An 18,224-nucleotide genomic window follows, 5' to 3' on the forward strand; every position below is an offset into this window, starting at 1 on the left:
ACAAAGCTGTCATAATCTAAAATCTAAAATCCAAAATTGCATGACCTATCTAGAAACAGCAGCGCAATTCTATAGCGAAGTTGCCCAAACCCCGCAAGTTGGACTTTGTTGTGTGCAAAGTACGCCCCTGCAACTACCAGGATTAAAAATTCCTTTGCCAATGCAGGAAATGAACTATGGTTGTGGCACCACTGTTCACCCCACCGAACTAGGAAACCAACCTACTGTACTGTATGTCGGTGTTGGTGGCGGCTTAGAAGCGTTGCAATTTGCTTATTTTTCTCGCCATGCAAGTGCTGTAGTTGCCGTTGAACCGGTTGGGGCTATGCGAGAAGCAGCCACACGTAATTTGGAAATTGCTGCTCAAGAAAACCCCTGGTTTGACCCCAGCTTTGTAGAAATCTGTGAAGGCGATGCTTTTAACTTACCTGTTGCTGATGCTAGCGTCGATATCGTGGCACAGAATTGCCTTTTCAACATCTTTGAGCCAGAAGATTTAACTCGCGCTTTAAAAGAAGCATATCGGGTATTAAAACCAGGTGGACGTTTGCAAATGAGCGATCCAATTGCTACTCGTTCAATTCCAGTACATCTTCAACAAGATGAGCGACTGAGAGCCATGTGTTTATCAGGCGCACTCACATATCAAGAGTATACTGAACGGATCATAAATGCTGGTTTTGGTCAAATTGAAATTCGCGCCCGTCGTCCTTACCGTCTCCTAGATTCTCAGACTTATAATTTAGAAGAAAACCTACTTTTAGAAAGTCTGGATTCTGTCTCTTTTAAAGTTGCTATTCCAGAAGATGGTGCTTGCATTTTTACTGGTAAAACAGCAATTTATGCTGGTTCTGAACCCTTCTTTGACGATTCAGCAGGTCATCTACTTCAGCTAGGTATTCCCGCAGCCGTATGTGATAAAACCGCTGCTAAACTTGCTGCTATTAAGCCACTAGAAATAATTGTTACCAATTCAACCTGGCATTATAGCGGTGGTGGTTGCTGTTAATATCTTAATAAAGAATTCAGGTGTCAGAAGACAAAGTAATTCTGTGCAAATGGGTAATGAATGGACAATTGAATTCTGGATTATGACTTCTTCTTTATAACCCCAAAATGTTGTTAATTAGTCTGTTTTTAGCTACGCTTTTTTTAGCATATTCAAATGGTGCGAATGATAATTTCAAAGGTGTAGCAACGCTGTTTGGTAGCCGAACAAGCAGCTATCAAACAGCAATTTTGTGGGCAACTTTTACAACCTTTGCTGGCGCAATAACTGCGACTTTTTTCGCAGGGGCATTAATTAAAAACTTCTCAGGGAAAGGACTAGTACCTGATGCGATCGCTAACGCCCCAGAGTTTCATATAGCAGTAGCGATCGCAGCTGGTTTAACTGTACTCATTGCCACTCTGATGGGGTTTCCCATTTCCACTACTCACAGTTTGACAGGTGCTATTCTTGGTGCTGGATTAGTAGCATTCGGACTTCAAGTTAATTTCGCACTTTTGGTAACTTACTTTATTTTACCTCTATTACTCAGTCCAATCATTGCTATTCCCTTGGGAGCAGGAATTTACAGTTTATCTAACTATATTAATTCAAAATGGCATCTACCAGTCAATCAAAAAATGATTGATACTTGCCATTTTATCAGCGCCGGAATTGTCAGTTTTGCGAGAGGATTAAATGACACTCCTAAGATTGTTTCACTGATCCTGATTATTGAATATTTCTCAATTCAGGGAGGAATGATCACAATAGCGATCGCAATGGCACTTGGCGGTTTACTCAACTCCCAAAAAGTTGCAGTAACTATGAGTGAAAAGATTACCTCAATGAATCATACTCAAGGCTTATCAGCAAATATAGTAACTGGAGTTCTGGTCATTGTAGCTAGTCGGTTTGGACTTCCAGTTTCCACTACTTATGTTTCAGTTGGTTCTATTTTTGGTGTAGGATTAATTGGCAAAAAAGCCAATACGCGTATTTTTTATCAGATCCTACTATCGTGGATTTTAACTTTACCGACTGCTGCAATTATTAGTGGAATAACCTACAGATTATTGCAAGGTTAGAAAAATTGAATATAGTTGTGTGATTTGTAAGGAATAGTAAATAATGCAATCTCAATATACAGCGGTCAAACCGTTTAACCACAAACTCAGTTCACCTTTGACAAAAAAAGGAATCACTGTTTTACAAATTAATCTAGGTAAGCGTTGTAACCTCGCCTGCACACATTGTCATGTGGAAGCTGGGCCAAAACGTACAGAAGAACTTTCTCCTGAAATTTGCGAACAATTGATTTCACTAATCCATAAATTTCCCGAAATTAAAATTGTGGATTTAACTGGTGGCGCACCAGAAATGAATTATGGATTTAAACCACTAGTAGAAGCAGCAAGAGCAACTGGTAAACAAGTGATTGTCCGGTCTAATTTGACCATTTATTTTGAAGATGGATTTGGTGATTTACCAGAATACTTTGCTAAACACCAAGTAAGAATTGTGGCTTCTCTACCCTGTTATCTAGTCGATAATGTTGATAAAATGCGCGGTGCTGGTGTTTTTGATAGTTCAGTCAAAGCTTTACAGTGGCTTAATCAACTCGGCTATGGTAAAGACGAAAATTTAATTTTGGACTTGGTTTTTAATCCCCAGTTGCCCAATGGTGAAAATTTCTCCTTAGCTCCCGAACAGAGTAACCTAGAACAAGATTACAAAATGTTCTTGCAAGAACATTTTGATATTGTATTTAACAACCTCTTCACCATTACCAACCTACCAGTTGGTAGAACTAAAATGCATTTAGAACGGAGAAAACTGTACACCAGCTATTTGCAGTTTTTAGAGTTGCATTTTAATCCCAGCACAGTTGAACATTTAATGTGTCGCGATGAACTTTCAATTGACTATCTGGGTAATGTATATGATTGCGACTTTAACCAAATGATGAATTTGCCAGCAAAAACTCGCAATGGTGAAACCTTGACAGTTGGTAGCTTGTTAGAAGCTGGGAGTTTAGACTTGATTAGTGAAATACAAACTGCTGCTTATTGCTATGGTTGCACCGCTGGATCTGGTTCTAGTTGTAGTGGTGCTTTGCTTTAAAGGAGGCAGGAGGCAAGAGGTTGATATTGCACTTTTGATCCCAAGTCACCACTCAGAACTGTTTCGGTAATCAAGCCTCATCTGCTGAAAGCTAAGAATTAGGAAACTCTAACTCAGCGTTTCCCCGTGCCAACTGCGCCACTTCAGATGGTAGGTGTTGCTCTAACCAATCTTCCAAATCAGCCATTACCTCGCGGTAATTTATGTCACTCTGAATTTCGTGATAAGCTCCTGGATACTCAATTCTCAGCTTATCTTGGCAATTTACCCGTTGGTAAAAGATGTCACTTCCCGCTGGTAAAGCTACTCGGTCTGCGCCACCGTGAAGAATCAAGAATGGTAATTGCCAATCACCTGCGTGAGCATTAATCCAATCAACTGTTGCAAAAAATTCTGTAGCTAGACGGGCAGTAGCACGGGTATGTCGCAGTGTATCTTGGGCATAGGCGGCTAAAACTTGCGGATCTCGTGAACCAGCGCTGAGGTCAATGCCTGTATTTAGGGTGAAACGCGGCCACACCCGTGAGAGCATTTTTCCTAAAAGTACCCGAATTGGTGAAACCCCAACTTTTCCCAAAGTTGGCGCAAGAGCGATCGCACCCTGCAATAATGATGCTTGTTGGGGATAGCGCAGAATGTAATCTAAAACAATTACTGCGCCTAAACTGTGACCCAAGAGAAAAACTGGGCATCCAGGATTCTGAGTCTGAATTAACTGTAAAAAAGCTCCTAGGTCGTCGCGAAATTCACTCCAAGCGTTGATATAGCCTTGCTGACCTGGTGAGTTTCCATGACCACGCAAATCAAAACTATAGACAGCGTATTGCTTAGGTATCAAATGCTGAATTACATTACCGTAGCGATCGCTATGTGCTCCAAGTCCATGCAAAATGGCTAATATTGCCCGGACTTTACCCTGTGGATGCCAGCTTTGATAATACAGGTGAAGTCCTCCAACACCTGGGAATCTACCTTCTCTATGAGAGAGTATGCGATCGCTATGGTCAATCATAGGGTTAATTTTTTACGTATTTTCCCAACAAGCTAATAAAAAGTCAAGATTTATCTGATGTACAAGAATTCAAATTATAAAGATTGGGTAAAGAAGGTTACATGACTTTGCTTAAGTGGTAAAAAAAGAACGGACAAGAAACGACGACCAACATTCTATTCTTATTCACAGAAAGCAGTTCTTGCTGGAGGAAATAAGTATTAACAGAAACTTTAGTTCTCAGTAGAAAACCCAGTTTAAAAAGAAGATATTGATACGAGCGTTAAGTGCAGCAAGATACAACGCGAAGCTACTGCGCTGGAAGGGTTTTACTGGCTACAGAAAGTAGCGATCCCAATACGGTTCGGTTAAAGAGGAAAGGGAAAAGGGGAAAGGTTTTGAATACATCCTTTACCCTTTCCCCAGACCACAAGGAAAATGAAAAATGCTTATCCGAACCGTATTGGTAGCGATCCTTACTTCAATCCCACATTTTGAAGCGTCAGTTCTGTCTGCCTCGTGAATATCTTTCATCTTCCTCGCTAGGAGAAAAATGAATCAAAATCCTGTAACTCCTGCCTTCGAGGTGAACGCTTCCCGCCAGTTTACTCCCTGGCTATTCGAGCAAAATCTGAGTCTGGCGTTTACCACTTATCAAGCAGGGAAATTATTTTTCATTGGCTTGCAATCTAGCGGCAAACTATCTGTTTTCGAGCGCACCTTTCAACGTTGCATGGGTTTGTATGCTCAAGGTAGCAGCTTATACATGAGTTCGCTATATCAACTGTGGCGCTTTGAAAACACCCTACAACCGGGACAAGTTCACGACAACTACGATGCCGTCTATTTGCCCCAAGTGAGTTATGTGACTGGAGACTTAGATATCCATGATATCGCCCTAAGTAATTCTCAAGCAAATAATGATTCAGAGAATCTAATATTTGTCAATACTTTATTTAGCTGTTTAGCAAGAGTCAGTCAAACCCACAGTTTCATTCCTCTGTGGCAACCGCCGTTTATTAGTAAATTGGCAGCAGAAGACAGATGTCATCTCAACGGGTTAGCAATGCGAGATGGTCAACCCAGATACGTCACTGCTGTGAGTCAGTCGGATGTGGCAGAAGGATGGCGGGACAGGCGGGCCGATGGTGGTTGCGTCATTGATGTGGAAAGTAACGAGATAGTCACCACAGGACTTTCCATGCCCCATTCGCCTCGCTGGTATAAAGATAAGCTGTGGTTACTCAACTCTGGGACAGGAGATTTTGGCTACCTAGACTTGAAACGGGGCAGCTTTGAACCTGTGGCATTTTGTCCGGGATATATGCGTGGTTGTGCATTTCATGGGGACTTTGCGATCGTCGGAGTTTCTCAGCCTAGGCACAACAAGACTTTTAGTGGTTTGCCTCTAGACGAGAAATTATTGCAAAAAAATGCTGAACCTCGCTGTGGGCTATTAGTGATTGACCTGAAAAGCGGGGATATTGTGCATTCGCTGCGAATAGAGGGGGCGGTACTGGAATTATACGACGTGGTGGCACTACCAGAGGTGCGTCATCCAATGGCGATCGGTTTTAAGAGTGATGAAATTCGGCGAATAGTAACGATGGGATGAGAGACGTGAAATTTCACGTTTCTACAGCCGACAAAAAAAATCATAAGGAGAATCAACAACAATGGCTAATGCAGTTTTAAATCTATCTGAACTTAACGGCAGCAACGGCTTTGTGATTAACGGCATTGCTGCGTTTGACAACTCAGGCAGTTCTGTCAGCAGTGCGGGGGATATCAACGGTGACGGCTTTGATGACCTGATTATCGGGTCAAGCTACGTGGTGTTTGGCAGCAATAGTGGCTTTAATGCCCAATTCAACCTCTCGTCCCTGGATGGCAGCAACGGCTTTGTGATTAACGGTATTCTAAGTGAAGGCTTAGGCAGATCCGTGAGCAGTGCGGGGGACATCAACGGCGACGGCTTTGATGACCTAATTATCGGGGCACCTTTTGCCTCCCCCAACGGTCAGTCTGCGGCAGGGTCAAGCTACGTGGTGTTTGGCAGCAATAATGGCTTTAATGCCCAATTCAACCTCTCGTCCCTGGATGGCAGTGACGGCTTTGTGATTAACGGCATTGCTGAGTCTGACAACTCAGGCAGCTCTGTGAGCAGTGCGGGGGACATCAACGGCGACGGCTTTGATGACCTGGTTATCGGGGCAAGATATGCCGACCCCAACGGTCAGTCTGTGGCAGGGTCAAGCTACGTGGTGTTTGGCAGCAATAGTGGCTTTGATGCCCAATTCAACCTCTCAACCCTGGATGGCAGCAACGGCTTTGTGATTAACGGCATTAATCAGCTTGACTTCTCAGGTTGGTCTGTCAGCAATGCAGGGGACATCAACGGCGATGGCTTTGATGACCTGGTTATCGGGGCAAGATATGCCGACCCCAACGGTCGGTCTCGTGTAGGGAAGAGTTACGTGGTGTTTGGCAGCAATAGTGGCTTTGATGCCCAATTCAACCTCTCGTCCCTAGATGGCAGCAACGGCTTTGTGATTAGCGGCATTATTGATATTGATGCATATAACGGATCAGTTTGGTCTGTCAGCAATGCGGGGGACATCAACGGCGACGGCTTTGATGACCTAATTATCGGGGCAAGAGATGCCTCTCCCAACGGTCAGTCTCGTGTAGGGGAGAGTTACGTGGTGTTTGGCAGCAGTAGTGGGTTTGCAGCCAATCTTAACCTCTCGTCCCTGGATGGCAGTGACGGCTTTGTGATTAAAGGCATTGCTGCATATGACAGATCAGGCAGTTCTGTCAGCAGTGCGGGAGATATTAACGGCGACGGCTTCGACGACCTGATTATCGGGGCACTTCGTGCCTCCCCCAATGGTCAGTCTGGGGCAGGGTCAAGCTACGTGGTGTTTGGTCGCAGTAGTAGCTTTGGTGCCCAATTCAACCTCTCGTCCCTGGATGGCAGTGACGGCTTTGTGATTAACGGCATTGCTGCGTATGACAGTTCAGGCAGTTCTGTCAGCAGTGCGGGGGACATCAACGGCGACGGCTTTGACGATCTGATTATTGGGGCACCAGGTGCCTCCCCCAACGGTCAGAATAGAGCCGGGTCAAGCTATGTAGTCTTTGGTTTTGCATCTCCTACGCCGACAAATAAACCTCCTGTCGCGGTTAATGATACGGCTACCACCGACGAAGACACTGCCGTTAACATAGATGTCTTAGCTAACGACAGCAACTTCTTAACGTTGTCGGCTATTAATGGTAGAACAGTTGTTGTTGGCACTGCCATTACTCTGAGTTCTGGTGCCTTAGTTACCCTTAATGCCAATGGCAGCTTGACCTACGACCCGAATGCTCAATTTGAAAGTTTGGCTGTTGGTGAAAGCAGTACTGACAGCTTTACGTACACCACCAACAATGGCAGCTTGAGTAATACAGCTAGTGTCAACTTGACCATTAACGGAGTCAATGACGCACCTCAGGTTACTTCATTTAACCTCTCGTCCCTAAATGGCAGCAACGGCTTTGTGATTAACGGCATTGATGCGAATGACAACTCAGGCAATTCTGTCAGCAGTGCTGGGGACATCAACGGTGACGGCATCGATGACCTGATTATCGGGGCAAGACGTGCCTCCCCCAACGGTCAGTTTCGCGCAGGGGAGAGTTACGTGGTGTTTGGCAGCAATAGTGGCTTTGATGCCCAATTCAACCTCTCATCTCTGGATGGCAGCAACGGCTTTGTGATTAACGGTATGAGATATGACAACTCAGGCAGTTCTGTCAGCAGTGCGGGAGACATTAACGGCGACGGCTTCGACGACCTGATTATCGGGGCACCAGGTGCCTCTACCAACAATCAGTATAATAATGTCGGGTCAAGCTACGTGGTGTTTGGCAGCAATAGTGGCTTTGATGCCCAACTCAACCTCTCAACCTTGGATAGCAGCAACGGCTTTGTGATTAACGGCATTGCTGCGTTTGACAACTTAGGCGGTTCTGTCAGCAATGCGGGAGATATTAACGGCGACGGCTTCGATGACCTGATTATCGGGGCAATAGGTGCCTCCCCCAACGGTTATAGTGTCGGGTCAAGCTACGTGGTGTTTGGCAGCAATAGTGGCTTTGATGCCCAACTTAACCTCTCAACCTTGGATGGCAGCAACGGCTTTGTGATTAACGGCATTGACCAAGATGATTTCTCAGGCAGTTCTGTCAGCAGTGCGGGGGATATCAACGGCGACGGCTTCGACGACCTGATTATCGGGGCACTTCGTGCCGACCCCAACGGTCAGTATGTGGCAGGAGAAAGCTACGTGGTGTTTGGCAGCAATAGTGGCTTTGATGCCCAACTCAACCTCTCAACCTTGGATGGCAGCAACGGCTTTGTGATTAACGGCATTGCTGAATATGACGGCTCAGGCGGTTCTGTCAGCAGTGCGGGGGACATCAACGGCGACGGCTTTGATGACCTGATTATCGGGGCAAGATATGCCGACCCCAACGGTCAGGATAGAGCCGGGTCAAGCTATGTGGTGTTTGGTAGCAATAGTGGCTTTGATCCCCAATTCAACCTCTCGTCCCTGGATGGCAGCAACGGCTTTGTGATTAACGGCATTAATCAGGTTGACACATCAGGCGGTTCTGTCAGCAGTGCGGGGGATATTAACGGCGACGGCTTCGATGACTTGATTATCAGTGCAACAAATGCCGACCCCAACGGTCAGTATGCGGCAGGGTCAAGCTACGTGGTCTTTGGCAGCAATAGTGGCTTTGATGCCCAATTCAACCTCTCATCCCTAGATGGCAGTAACGGCTTTGTGATTAACGGCATTGCTGAATATGACAGATCAGGCGGTTCTGTCAGCAGTGCGGGGGATATTAACGGCGACGGCTTCGATGACTTGATTATCGGTGCACCAAATGCCGACCCCAACGGTCAGTATGCGGCAGGGTCAAGCTACGTGGTCTTTGGCTTTCAAACTACGGCTACCACTAATGAAGATACCGCCATTAACATCCTTACTAGCAATATTCTACGTAGATACACAGATATCGATAGCGATATCTTAACTATTAGTGACTTCACTAGCCCCACTAACGGCACACTGTCACTTAACGACAACAACACTCCAGACAACCCCCGTGACGACTTCTTCATTTACACCCCCAATGCCAACTTCAGCGGCACTGATAGCTTCATTTTCACTGTCAGCGACGACAATGGCGGTAGCATTACTAATACTTTCAACCTCAATGTCAAGCCCGTTAACAATGCACCCATTGCCGTCAATGATAGTCTGACTACTGGCTTTAATACTGCTGTAACCATCCTTGCTACTACTCTACTGGCTAATGATACCGACATCGATAGCAGTAACCTCAGCATTACTGGGGTTAGTGGTGCAACTAATGGTACTGTTGTGCTGAACGATAACGGCACTCCGGGCAACTCGACAGATGATTTCATCGTGTTTACCCCAATTAATGGGTTTAGTGGTGATGCCAATTTTAATTACACCATCAGTGATGGTAGCCTGACTAGTACTGCTAGAGTTGCGATCGCTGTTGGTGCTAATATCTCTGGTGGTGGCGGCAATGATAACATCTCTGCTGGTGAGGGTAACGATAATATCTCTGGCGGTGGCGGCAACGATACGATTGCTGGCAATGGAGGCGACGATACCATCTCTGGTGGTGGCGGCAATGATAACATCTCCGGCGGCAATGGCAATGACTTGTTGCTTGGTGGCAATGGCAGCGATACGATTGCTGGCAATGGAGGCAACGATAACATCTCCGGCGGCAATGGCAATGACTTGTTGCTTGGTGGCAATGGCAGCGATACGATTGCTGGCAATGGAGGCAACGATAACATCTCCGGTGGCAATGGTAATGATACTTTTGTCTTAGGCCTTGGTGATGGAAATGACACTATCGCCGATTTTACTGGAACAGGAATTGGTTCAAATCCATCAGCAACAGTGATTAGCCAACTGGATACGTTGCAATTTATTGGTAGTGGTTTAACTGCCCGAAATCTGCAATTAACTCAAAATGGTGATAACTTAGAACTCACTTTTTTGGATGCGGCTTCTACGAAAGTTACCTTGCAAAACTTCCAATTAGAAGACCTGGATAACTTACCAACAACTGGTAATATCCTGTTTGATGGACAAACCAGTGTAACTGACAGTTTTGATGTCTTCAATGCCAACTCTACTCAAACTAATCTCTTTAACAAGAACACTGTTACTTTCCTCAATGACCTTAACAATAACGTTGCGGGTTTTAATAACTCCAATGATGTAATTAATGGTCAAGGGGGTAACGATATCATTAATGGTAATAGTGGCGATGACCTTTTGCGGGGCGGTTCAGGCGATGATATTCTCATCGGCGGAGAAGGCAATGATACTCTTGTGGGTGGCAGAGGCAATGATATTCTCATCGGTGGTGTAGGTGCTGACTTTTTCCTTTACAACAGCAATGCTGTTGGTATTGATGCGATCGCTGATTTCAATAGTTCTGAAGGTGACAAAATTGTACTGGATAAGACTACCTTTAGTGCGTTCCCGCTTCGGGTTGCCGTAGGCATCGCTTCTGCTTCGGGAACAGGTTTCAGTAATACCAATGATTTTCAAATCACTTCTTCAGCAGCGGCTAGCACGGCAAAAATTGTCTACGATTCTGTGAGTGGGCAATTGTTCTACAACCAAAATGGCAGCGCGCCTGGTTTTGGCAGTGGTGGTCTATTTGCAACTTTAACTGGTGCGCCAACTCTCACGGCATCAGATTTTATGTTGCAGGCATAGTCCGATAACTCTTATCAATTCACTTGCAATTCATCTACCGTACCTAAAAAGTACAGTGGATGAATTGCCGTTTTAGATAAAAATAGCTTATGGCTATGGAATAATTACAGGGAATTGGATTAACCTCATGTATTTAAAATATCCTGAAATAATTCCACAACTTCTAACCGTAGGTTGGTTAATGATATAACCTCAAGAATTATGATTAGTTTATGAATTCAAAGAGGGTGTTATCAAAAGTTCTTCTAGCGAATCTGTTCAAGAAGACCTAGCTGATGAAGTAACTTCCGAAGTTCATACAGAATCTAGCCATCAGCAGGAAAATAGAACACAATCAGAAACTTTGCCGCCTTTGACAGCCGCCGCAATCAAGCGGGTAAAGGAGGGTGTAGCGGCGGCTAGCGATCGCGCTGTTCGTCAAATTATCGAAAAAACTCTCAATCACCTAGAAACTATTAATCAGGGGCATTCCGAACCCAAAGCTAGCTCTGGGCTGCGTCGTTTTGTAATGCGATCGCTCATCCATTCCTTTTTTAAGGTACGAGTAGAACACCTCGAAAGAATACCTCAGCAAGCTGCAATCTTGTCTGTCAACCATCTCCACCACATCGATCCCTTACTCCTCCTAGCCGAACTTCCCACCCAACCTTACTATTACATCCTGGGTGATGCTCGTACCCTCTATAACAAGTGCTGGAAACGCTTTATCCTTGATTTTGCGGGGGGCGTGATTCCTTTAGAACGGGTGTGGAAAGAAGAAATTGCTGTCATGGAAGCGGCTAAAGCAGGAAGGCAAGATTTAGTTGACCTAGTAGCAGCAATTAAACAGACAGTACCCACAGGGGAAGATATACATACACTGCGACAAATAGACCGGATTATTCTGGCAATTTTGACTCGTGGAGATGGGATGATTCTCTTTCCCGAAGGACGACTAGGAACTACTGAGGCTCAGTTGCATCTCCCCTTGAAGCGCGGGACTGTGATTTATGCCTTACGGGCTGGTGTACCAATTATTCCAGTTGCGCTGATTGGAACTCATGACCTCTATTGGAGAAAAGAGTTAACAATTCGGATCGGTGAACCGTTACACTTTGCCCAAACAACCAGACCAAAGCGCCAGGAAGTTGACCTAGCTTTAGAAAAATTGCAGAATGCGATGCTGGCTTTGTTGCCAACTGACTATCAAGAACCAACAGGATTAAAGCTGTTACGTTATTTCCTCAATCATATATTGTGGTGAGGGATTATTGTTCTAAAAAGTTTGTAACTTTGAAATTTGATGTTCCCTCCCAACAGTGGTTTAAAAATGCGCTTACTTGAGCATCTGCTGAATCAGTTGATTCCCTAGAAGCGTTAAATTGTACTGCTGTCACAATGTACTCAAAGATAATTACAAACTGCTTTTGGGGTGAAATTCTTTCGACTACAATTGTTTCACCTATCTTAGGGATTTGAGGCACATTTACCACAAATGTCTCAATTTTTGGTTTATCTAATGGATTTTTGAAATTGAAGTATTTACAGTAAACAATAATTTTCACTTAGACAACCACCAATAACATTATAGATATTCAACCTCACATGACTAAAAGTCACGCTCAATAGAAAACGCCTAACTCATGACTACAAGTAACGAGTGTATGGCTTGTAGACATCAAAGTTATCCTTAAATTGAAAAATTGTTACTATTATAATAGGTTATTAAAAAATATCTACCAGCTTATAGCAATTATCCAAAATTAGGCTACAGATATAAACCTGGAAAACCAGATTAAATCTAACGAGTCTGAATTACGAATTACGAATTACGAATTACGAATTAGTATTATTTTCCCTGCCATAGCTGTCGCAACGACTGAAAAATATTTACAAATTTCTCTTCTAGCCAGAGCATAACATAATCAAGCCATTCCAGAACTTGCTCTAAGGGGTGCTTCTCATACCCATTTGAAATTGCTTTAATTTCTATCCAGTCTGGCTGTGCCTCAACTTGACTACTTTGGTGAAATTGCTGTTGTAAAATTTCCCCTTTTCTACTCTCGCTTTTAGTTTGAGAAATGCGAGCTTCGGTTTGTTTTGCAGAGGCGACTTTTCCAGATACTTTTTGACTAGAAACGAGATTACTAGTTGTTTGTTTTCTTCGCACCAAGCCAGAGCCGACTTTAGGCTGTTTTACACTCAAATTCTTTTGTGGAAAATGCCCTACTGATAAACTTGGAGCTAAAGCAGGATTTGTCCTTTGAGAAAGTGTAACTGAGTTGTCAGCAACGGTTTCGGTGTTACCAAATAAATCATTCCACGTTAGCCAAGGATCATCTGTTAAATCCTGATTCTCTAATTGAGGGCTTTTAGAAAAAGCTTTTAGAAAGCGTGATGAGAATAGTTTACCTGGCAATCTCTCATCACTGGTTGTTGGCTCAAGTGTTTTTCTACTACCAACACCAAAAAAGTAATTAAGCGCCGCCTCAATCAAAGCCTGAATATTTAGTGTATGAGTTTCCAAACCATCAGCATTGGGTACAATTTCTCCCCTACCAGCTAATTGCTCTTTGCCATAAAGAAATATGTTTAACTGAGTTTGAGCAACTTGGACAATTTCTTGACTACGTTCTTGTGCTGGGACTAAAGCATTTGATTCCAACTTAGCAACGGCTATATCTAAAAATGCTAATAATCTATCCGTATTAAGTAAATCTTTTGGTATACCCTCAGCTAAAACTGGAATTTTGACTGTATTTCCGTCAGTTAGTTTTGCTAATAATCGGTCAATTTGTGGTAATAGCTGCGTTTCTTTTTGAGCGATAATCAACCGCCAAGACTGCCAATATTTAGCAACTTCGTTAATAATTCGGTCTTCTAATTTTGTCTGCTGTTGGGGTGTTAAAATATCTAAAATTTCATTATCGGCAGTAACAAGTACTAAATTCCGATTCATCAAATTTGTGGCAATTCCTCGCACTATTGGAAGATGCTGTTGAAGGTCATTTTCCAAGTGTGAAGGGTTGAGACTTCCGGCTTGATTCTCTGGAATATTTGATGATTGAGTAATATTAGAGCCATGATTAGCGAATTTCAGCCGAAAAACTCCCAATGAAGCCAAGACATTGAAATGTTCAGATGTTTTCGTAGGAGTGGAGGCGGGTTCATCTAATGATAGATAATTGACTGCCTCTAATACATTTTGAATGGGAGTATCAGCATTTGGCAGAGTTTCTGGCTGGAAATCGGTATCATTTGGTTGTAACTTTAGTCTAGTTTGTGGTTCTTTAGTGTGTAGCGTTTTCCCAGACGATTCCGATGACTGAAACAGTAGATACACTGGATAAAGTAGTGCCTCGACACCCCACTTAGTAGCAACTTGCAAATGCCGGAAGGTGTGTTCCCACTGTTGTGTCAACCGCCGAGATTGCTGGTGGACAAAGTTAAATAGTCTGCTTTGATAACGTCCAGAGGAACCAGAAGACATAGTAGTAATTTTTTAGTTCAAGTCTTGTTAAGTTGTGAGACTCGCGCCAAACAATAAAAACGACCAACACCTCATATTAGCGAATATATGACCCCGACTGTCTCTCAATCCCAAACCAAATTTATCTCACAAGCAATTGAGCAACTGCGCTCTTTTTGTCAAGTTAATCTTCAGTCTACTTGGCTGTATCAGGAATCTGACCTGATTATTACTGATGTTGTAGCTGCTGATTTGTCTCATTGGCAACCTGTCGAGTTGAATGCAAAAGAACATATCGCTTGGACAGGTGGGAAAAAAGTGCTATGGCTAGTGCAAAGATTGGTAGTTCCCCAAGATTTACAGGGTTATTCCTTAGCTGGGTTATCTTTGCGGCTGGCGCTGGTTTGGTGGGCGGATTCTGCTGAGATTTATGTAAATGGGGAGTTAGTGCTGGAGGGTGATTTATTTGATTGTTCGCCGAGAGTGCTTCTCAGTCGGGGGGTGAAACCAGGGGAAGAATTTATTGTAGCTTTGCGGTTAGTGAGTCCGGGACATTGTGATGGTGCTTTAGTGCGATCGCTCCTAGTTTACGAGTCTACTGTTGATAATAATCCCGATCCGGGCTTTGTGGCTGACGAATTAGCTGTGGTGCAGCTTTATTTGGAAAAGTTTGCGCCGGAAAAGTTGGATGTTTTGGCGACGATGGTGGCGGAGATTACGAACCCCAGAGGCGCAGAGGACACGGAAGAGAAGGAAGAGTTAGTAAAATCGTTTTTATCTCTACGCCAAAACTTAATTCAATCTGAAATCTTAGCCCCCCTTTTGAAGGGGGATCAAAAATCTAAAATTTTCTTATTGGGTCATGCTCACTTAGATTTAGCATGGCTATGGCCTGTGAGTGAAACTTGGAATGCGGCGCAAAACACTTTTGAATCGGTTCTGAAGTTGCAAGCAGATTTTCCTGAGTTAATTTTCTGTCATTCGACTCCCGCCCTTTACGCTTGGATTGAAGAACATCGCCCGGATTTGTTTAGGGAAATTCAAGCACAGGTAGCCGCTGGACGTTGGGAAGTTGTCGGCGGGATGTGGGTGGAACCAGAACTCAACCTAATTTCTGGTGAATCAATAGTCCGTCAGCTATTGTATGGTCAACGCTATATCCAGGAAAAATTTGGCAAGATTTCAACTATAGTATGGGTTCCAGATACTTTTGGTTTTTGTGCAACTTTACCGCAGTTTTTCGCGAATGCCGGTATTGAATATTTTGTGACGCAGAAGTTGCGGTGGAATGATACTACTAAATTTGATTATGGGGCTTTTTGGTGGCGATCGCCTGACGGTAGCGAAGTCTTTAGTTTGATGTCTGCACCTATCGGTGAAGCTATAGACCCAGTTAAAATGGCATCCTACGCTCTTGAATGGCAATCCCAAACTGGTTTATCAGAATCCCTCTGGCTTCCCGGTGTCGGCGACCACGGCGGCGGCCCCACTCGTGATATGTTAGAAACCGCCCAACGCTGGCAAACATCACCTTTCTTCCCAGACTTAGAATTCACAACAGCTGAAAAATATTTACAGCAAATTGTAGAAACGCGATTCATCGCATCTGTCAGTAATTATAATTCCCCCCCTGCCTCCCCTGCCTCCCCTGCTCCCCCTCCCTTCCCCACCTGGAATGACGAACTCTACTTAGAATTCCATCGCGGTTGCTACACTACCCACGCAGATCAAAAACGCTGGAATCGTCGTTGTGAAAATTTATTGTATGAAGCTGAACTATTTGCTACCTTGGCAACCGTAAGCTGTGGCGTGACATATCCCAAAGCAGAAATCGAAGCAGCTTGGAAACAGGTCTTATTTCAACAGTTTCACGATATTTTACCTGGTTCTTCAATTACCCAAGTTTACACAGATGCGTTGCCCCAGTGGCAGCAAGTGGAACAAGTAGGAACGAAGATATTACAAGAATCACTTTTAGCGATCGCATCTCACATTACACTATCAGAACCACCAAAACCCGATAGCTTGCCTATTTTCGTTTTCAATTCTCTCAACTGGCAACGTTCTGAGGTAGTCTCTGTAGTTTTACCCACATCACAAGAATGGCAAATTTACGATACTTCTGGAAAGCAGCTTGTCTCCCAATTCTCTGAACCATCAACGCTATTATTTCTCGCCACCGAAATTCCACCCGTAGGCTACCGCATATTTTGGCTTTCTCCCCCATCCCCCTCATCTCCCCCACCTCCCCCCCTCCTCCCAGACTGGATTTTAGAAAATGAATTCCTACGAGTTGTTATAGATCCTGATACTGGAGATTTATCAAGTGTTTTTGATAAAACTTATCAACGAGAAGTTTTGAGTGGGGCGGGGAATCAACTACAAGCTTTTAAAGACAGTGGTCAATATTGGGATGCTTGGAATATAGATCCCAATTATGCTCAACATCCTTTACCCTCAACAAATCTTCAATCGATTCAATGGTTAGAACCAGGCCCAGTGCAAAGTCGTGTGCGCGTGGTGCGTCAGTTGGGCGAATCGGAATTTTGCCAAGACTATATTCTGCAAGCTGGTTCACCTCTGCTAAAGATAGCTACTACCGTCAATTGGCAAGAAAATCATGTATTAGTGAAAGCTGCTTTTCCTCTAAATATCGAAGCAGACTTTGCTACTTATGAAATTCCCTGTAGCGCAATTAGCCGCCCAACTAAACCACAAACCCCCGCAGAACAAGCAAAATGGGAAGTCCCCGCTTTGCGTTGGGCTGATTTGACAGCAGAAAATATAATCCAAAATCCAAAATCTAAAATCCAAAATTCTTATGGTGTCAGTTTACTGAATGATTGTAAATACGGTTACGACAGCAAGCCAAATCAACTCCGTTTGACACTGCTACGCAGTTCCAATTGGCCAGACTCACAGGCTGACAGAGGTTTTCACGAGTTCACATATACCTTGTATCCTCACGCTGGTAGCTGGGAATCAGCCCATACGGTACGGCGTGGCTATGAATTGAATATCCCATTGCAAGTGATATTGAATCCACTCACAACTCAAAATTCAGCACTGACTCAACCCCCCATTACCGCTAACAGCACTATAAAAGGGGTGAGTTTCCTAGATTTATCCGCTGAGAATTTAATCTTGATGGCCTTGAAGCCATCAGAGGATGACCCACAGCAGTTAATTCTGCGGTGTTATGAATGTCACGGAGAAACAGCCGAGTTATCTTTGCAAAGTGATTTAGGGTTGAATCTAGGAGAAACAGTAGATTTATTAGAGCGTTCCTCTACCACTGAATTCTCATCTGGGCAACAAATCTTGACGATACAGCCTTGGAAAATCGCCAGCTTCAAGGTGATACCGACGAAAAATAATTCGTAATTCGTAATTCGTAATTCGTAATTAAGTTTTGCAATGGGGATTTTAACCCCAACGCAAAACTTGTCGGGATTTAGAAGCGAGAGACTTAGACTTCTCACAAATGTTAATCCCAGTAGGCTGGAGTGAGCCACTATTACTGTGTCAGTGGTCAGTTGTGGTTTTCCAAAGACCACTGACAAATGACAAATGACAAATGACCAATGACCAATGACCAATGACCAATGACCAATGACCAGTGAATATTTTAATCTTCATGGTCATCAAACGGATCGTTCAATTCCTTGCTAGGAGGGCCAAAGGAGGTATAAATTGAAATTCCAGTGATGGCAACCACCACGGCAGCCATAGAAATGCTAAGAACTATTGCGGGTTCCATAATTGAGAGATTGATTATGAGTGCTATTCTTATAGAATATTACAGAAGATTAAAAAAAGCTTTGGCAAGTAATCTTAGGT

11 protein-coding genes are annotated in these 18,224 nt (G+C 43.8%); 7 read left to right on the forward strand and 4 right to left on the reverse strand.

The features are described from left to right. Positions 1-40: 40 nt before the first annotated feature. The 3 genes from arsM (at position 41) to arsS (ending at position 3,112) form a co-directional block, all read left to right on the forward strand. Positions 41-1,009 (forward strand): arsenosugar biosynthesis arsenite methyltransferase ArsM, encoded by a 969-nt coding sequence (arsM, locus tag ACWATR_RS21355; protein WP_460336739.1) that lies wholly within the window; start codon positions 41-43, stop codon positions 1,007-1,009. Positions 1,010-1,116: 107 nt separating this feature from the next. Then, entirely contained in the window at positions 1,117-2,076 is a 960-nt protein-coding gene (locus ACWATR_RS21360; protein WP_460336742.1) for an inorganic phosphate transporter, read from the forward strand. A 43-nt stretch (positions 2,077-2,119) separates the two neighbouring features. After that, positions 2,120-3,112 (forward strand): arsenosugar biosynthesis radical SAM (seleno)protein ArsS, encoded by a 993-nt coding sequence (gene arsS / locus ACWATR_RS21365; RefSeq protein ID WP_460336745.1) that lies wholly within the window; start codon positions 2,120-2,122, stop codon positions 3,110-3,112. Between the two features lie 91 nt (positions 3,113-3,203). On the opposite strand, the gene ACWATR_RS21370 is transcribed toward arsS, so the two are convergent. Continuing rightward, positions 3,204-4,124: a lysophospholipase gene (locus tag ACWATR_RS21370; protein WP_460336748.1), complete on the reverse strand. Its 921-nt coding sequence runs from the start codon at positions 4,122-4,124 to the stop codon at positions 3,204-3,206. Between the two features lie 532 nt (positions 4,125-4,656). Here ACWATR_RS21370 and ACWATR_RS21375 point away from each other — a divergent pair. From ACWATR_RS21375 to ACWATR_RS21385, 3 genes are all read left to right on the forward strand, one after another. Beyond that, positions 4,657-5,718, forward strand: coding sequence for a TIGR03032 family protein (locus ACWATR_RS21375; protein WP_460336751.1), 1,062 nt, complete (start codon positions 4,657-4,659; stop codon positions 5,716-5,718). Positions 5,719-5,779: 61 nt separating this feature from the next. Then, a complete protein-coding gene (locus ACWATR_RS21380; protein WP_460336754.1) occupies positions 5,780-10,936 on the forward strand; it encodes a beta strand repeat-containing protein in 5,157 nt (1,718 codons plus the stop codon). 352 nt (positions 10,937-11,288) lie between these two features. Further along, positions 11,289-12,179: a lysophospholipid acyltransferase family protein gene (locus ACWATR_RS21385; RefSeq protein ID WP_460340582.1), complete on the forward strand. Its 891-nt coding sequence runs from the start codon at positions 11,289-11,291 to the stop codon at positions 12,177-12,179. A gap of 4 nt (positions 12,180-12,183) precedes the next feature. Here the strand turns inward: ACWATR_RS21385 and ACWATR_RS21390 are convergent, their stop codons facing one another. Further along, entirely contained in the window at positions 12,184-12,480 is a 297-nt protein-coding gene (locus ACWATR_RS21390; RefSeq protein WP_460336757.1) for a hypothetical protein, read from the reverse strand. 284 nt (positions 12,481-12,764) lie between these two features. Beyond that, positions 12,765-14,405: a hypothetical protein gene (locus ACWATR_RS21395; protein ID WP_460336760.1), complete on the reverse strand. Its 1,641-nt coding sequence runs from the start codon at positions 14,403-14,405 to the stop codon at positions 12,765-12,767. A gap of 87 nt (positions 14,406-14,492) precedes the next feature. Between ACWATR_RS21395 and ACWATR_RS21400 the strand changes: the two genes are divergently transcribed. Next, on the forward strand, positions 14,493-17,768 hold the full coding sequence (locus ACWATR_RS21400; protein WP_460336763.1) for an alpha-mannosidase: 3,276 nt from the start codon (positions 14,493-14,495) through the stop codon (positions 17,766-17,768). 244 nt (positions 17,769-18,012) lie between these two features. Here ACWATR_RS21400 and psbN read toward each other — a convergent pair whose 3' ends face one another. Further along, positions 18,013-18,144, reverse strand: coding sequence for a photosystem II reaction center protein PsbN (gene psbN / locus ACWATR_RS21405; RefSeq protein ID WP_012410654.1), 132 nt, complete (start codon positions 18,142-18,144; stop codon positions 18,013-18,015). Positions 18,145-18,224: the final 80 nt, after the last annotated feature.

Source organism: Nostoc sp. UIC 10890, from assembly GCF_054786515.1.

What these genes read in the sequence shown, in the direction of transcription:
- psbN (WP_012410654.1), bottom strand. Translation starts at nt 18,144, where the DNA reads ATGGAACCCGCAATAGTTCTTAGCATTTCTATGGCTGCCGTGGTGGTT.
- arsS (WP_460336745.1), top strand. Translation starts at nt 2,120, where the DNA reads ATGCAATCTCAATATACAGCGGTCAAACCGTTTAACCACAAACTCAGT.
- ACWATR_RS21375 (WP_460336751.1), top strand. Translation starts at nt 4,657, where the DNA reads ATGAATCAAAATCCTGTAACTCCTGCCTTCGAGGTGAACGCTTCCCGC.
- ACWATR_RS21380 (WP_460336754.1), top strand. Translation starts at nt 5,780, where the DNA reads ATGGCTAATGCAGTTTTAAATCTATCTGAACTTAACGGCAGCAACGGC.
- arsM (WP_460336739.1), top strand. Translation starts at nt 41, where the DNA reads ATGACCTATCTAGAAACAGCAGCGCAATTCTATAGCGAAGTTGCCCAA.
- ACWATR_RS21360 (WP_460336742.1), top strand. Translation starts at nt 1,117, where the DNA reads ATGTTGTTAATTAGTCTGTTTTTAGCTACGCTTTTTTTAGCATATTCA.
- ACWATR_RS21370 (WP_460336748.1), bottom strand. Translation starts at nt 4,124, where the DNA reads ATGATTGACCATAGCGATCGCATACTCTCTCATAGAGAAGGTAGATTC.
- ACWATR_RS21395 (WP_460336760.1), bottom strand. Translation starts at nt 14,405, where the DNA reads ATGTCTTCTGGTTCCTCTGGACGTTATCAAAGCAGACTATTTAACTTT.
- ACWATR_RS21400 (WP_460336763.1), top strand. Translation starts at nt 14,493, where the DNA reads ATGACCCCGACTGTCTCTCAATCCCAAACCAAATTTATCTCACAAGCA.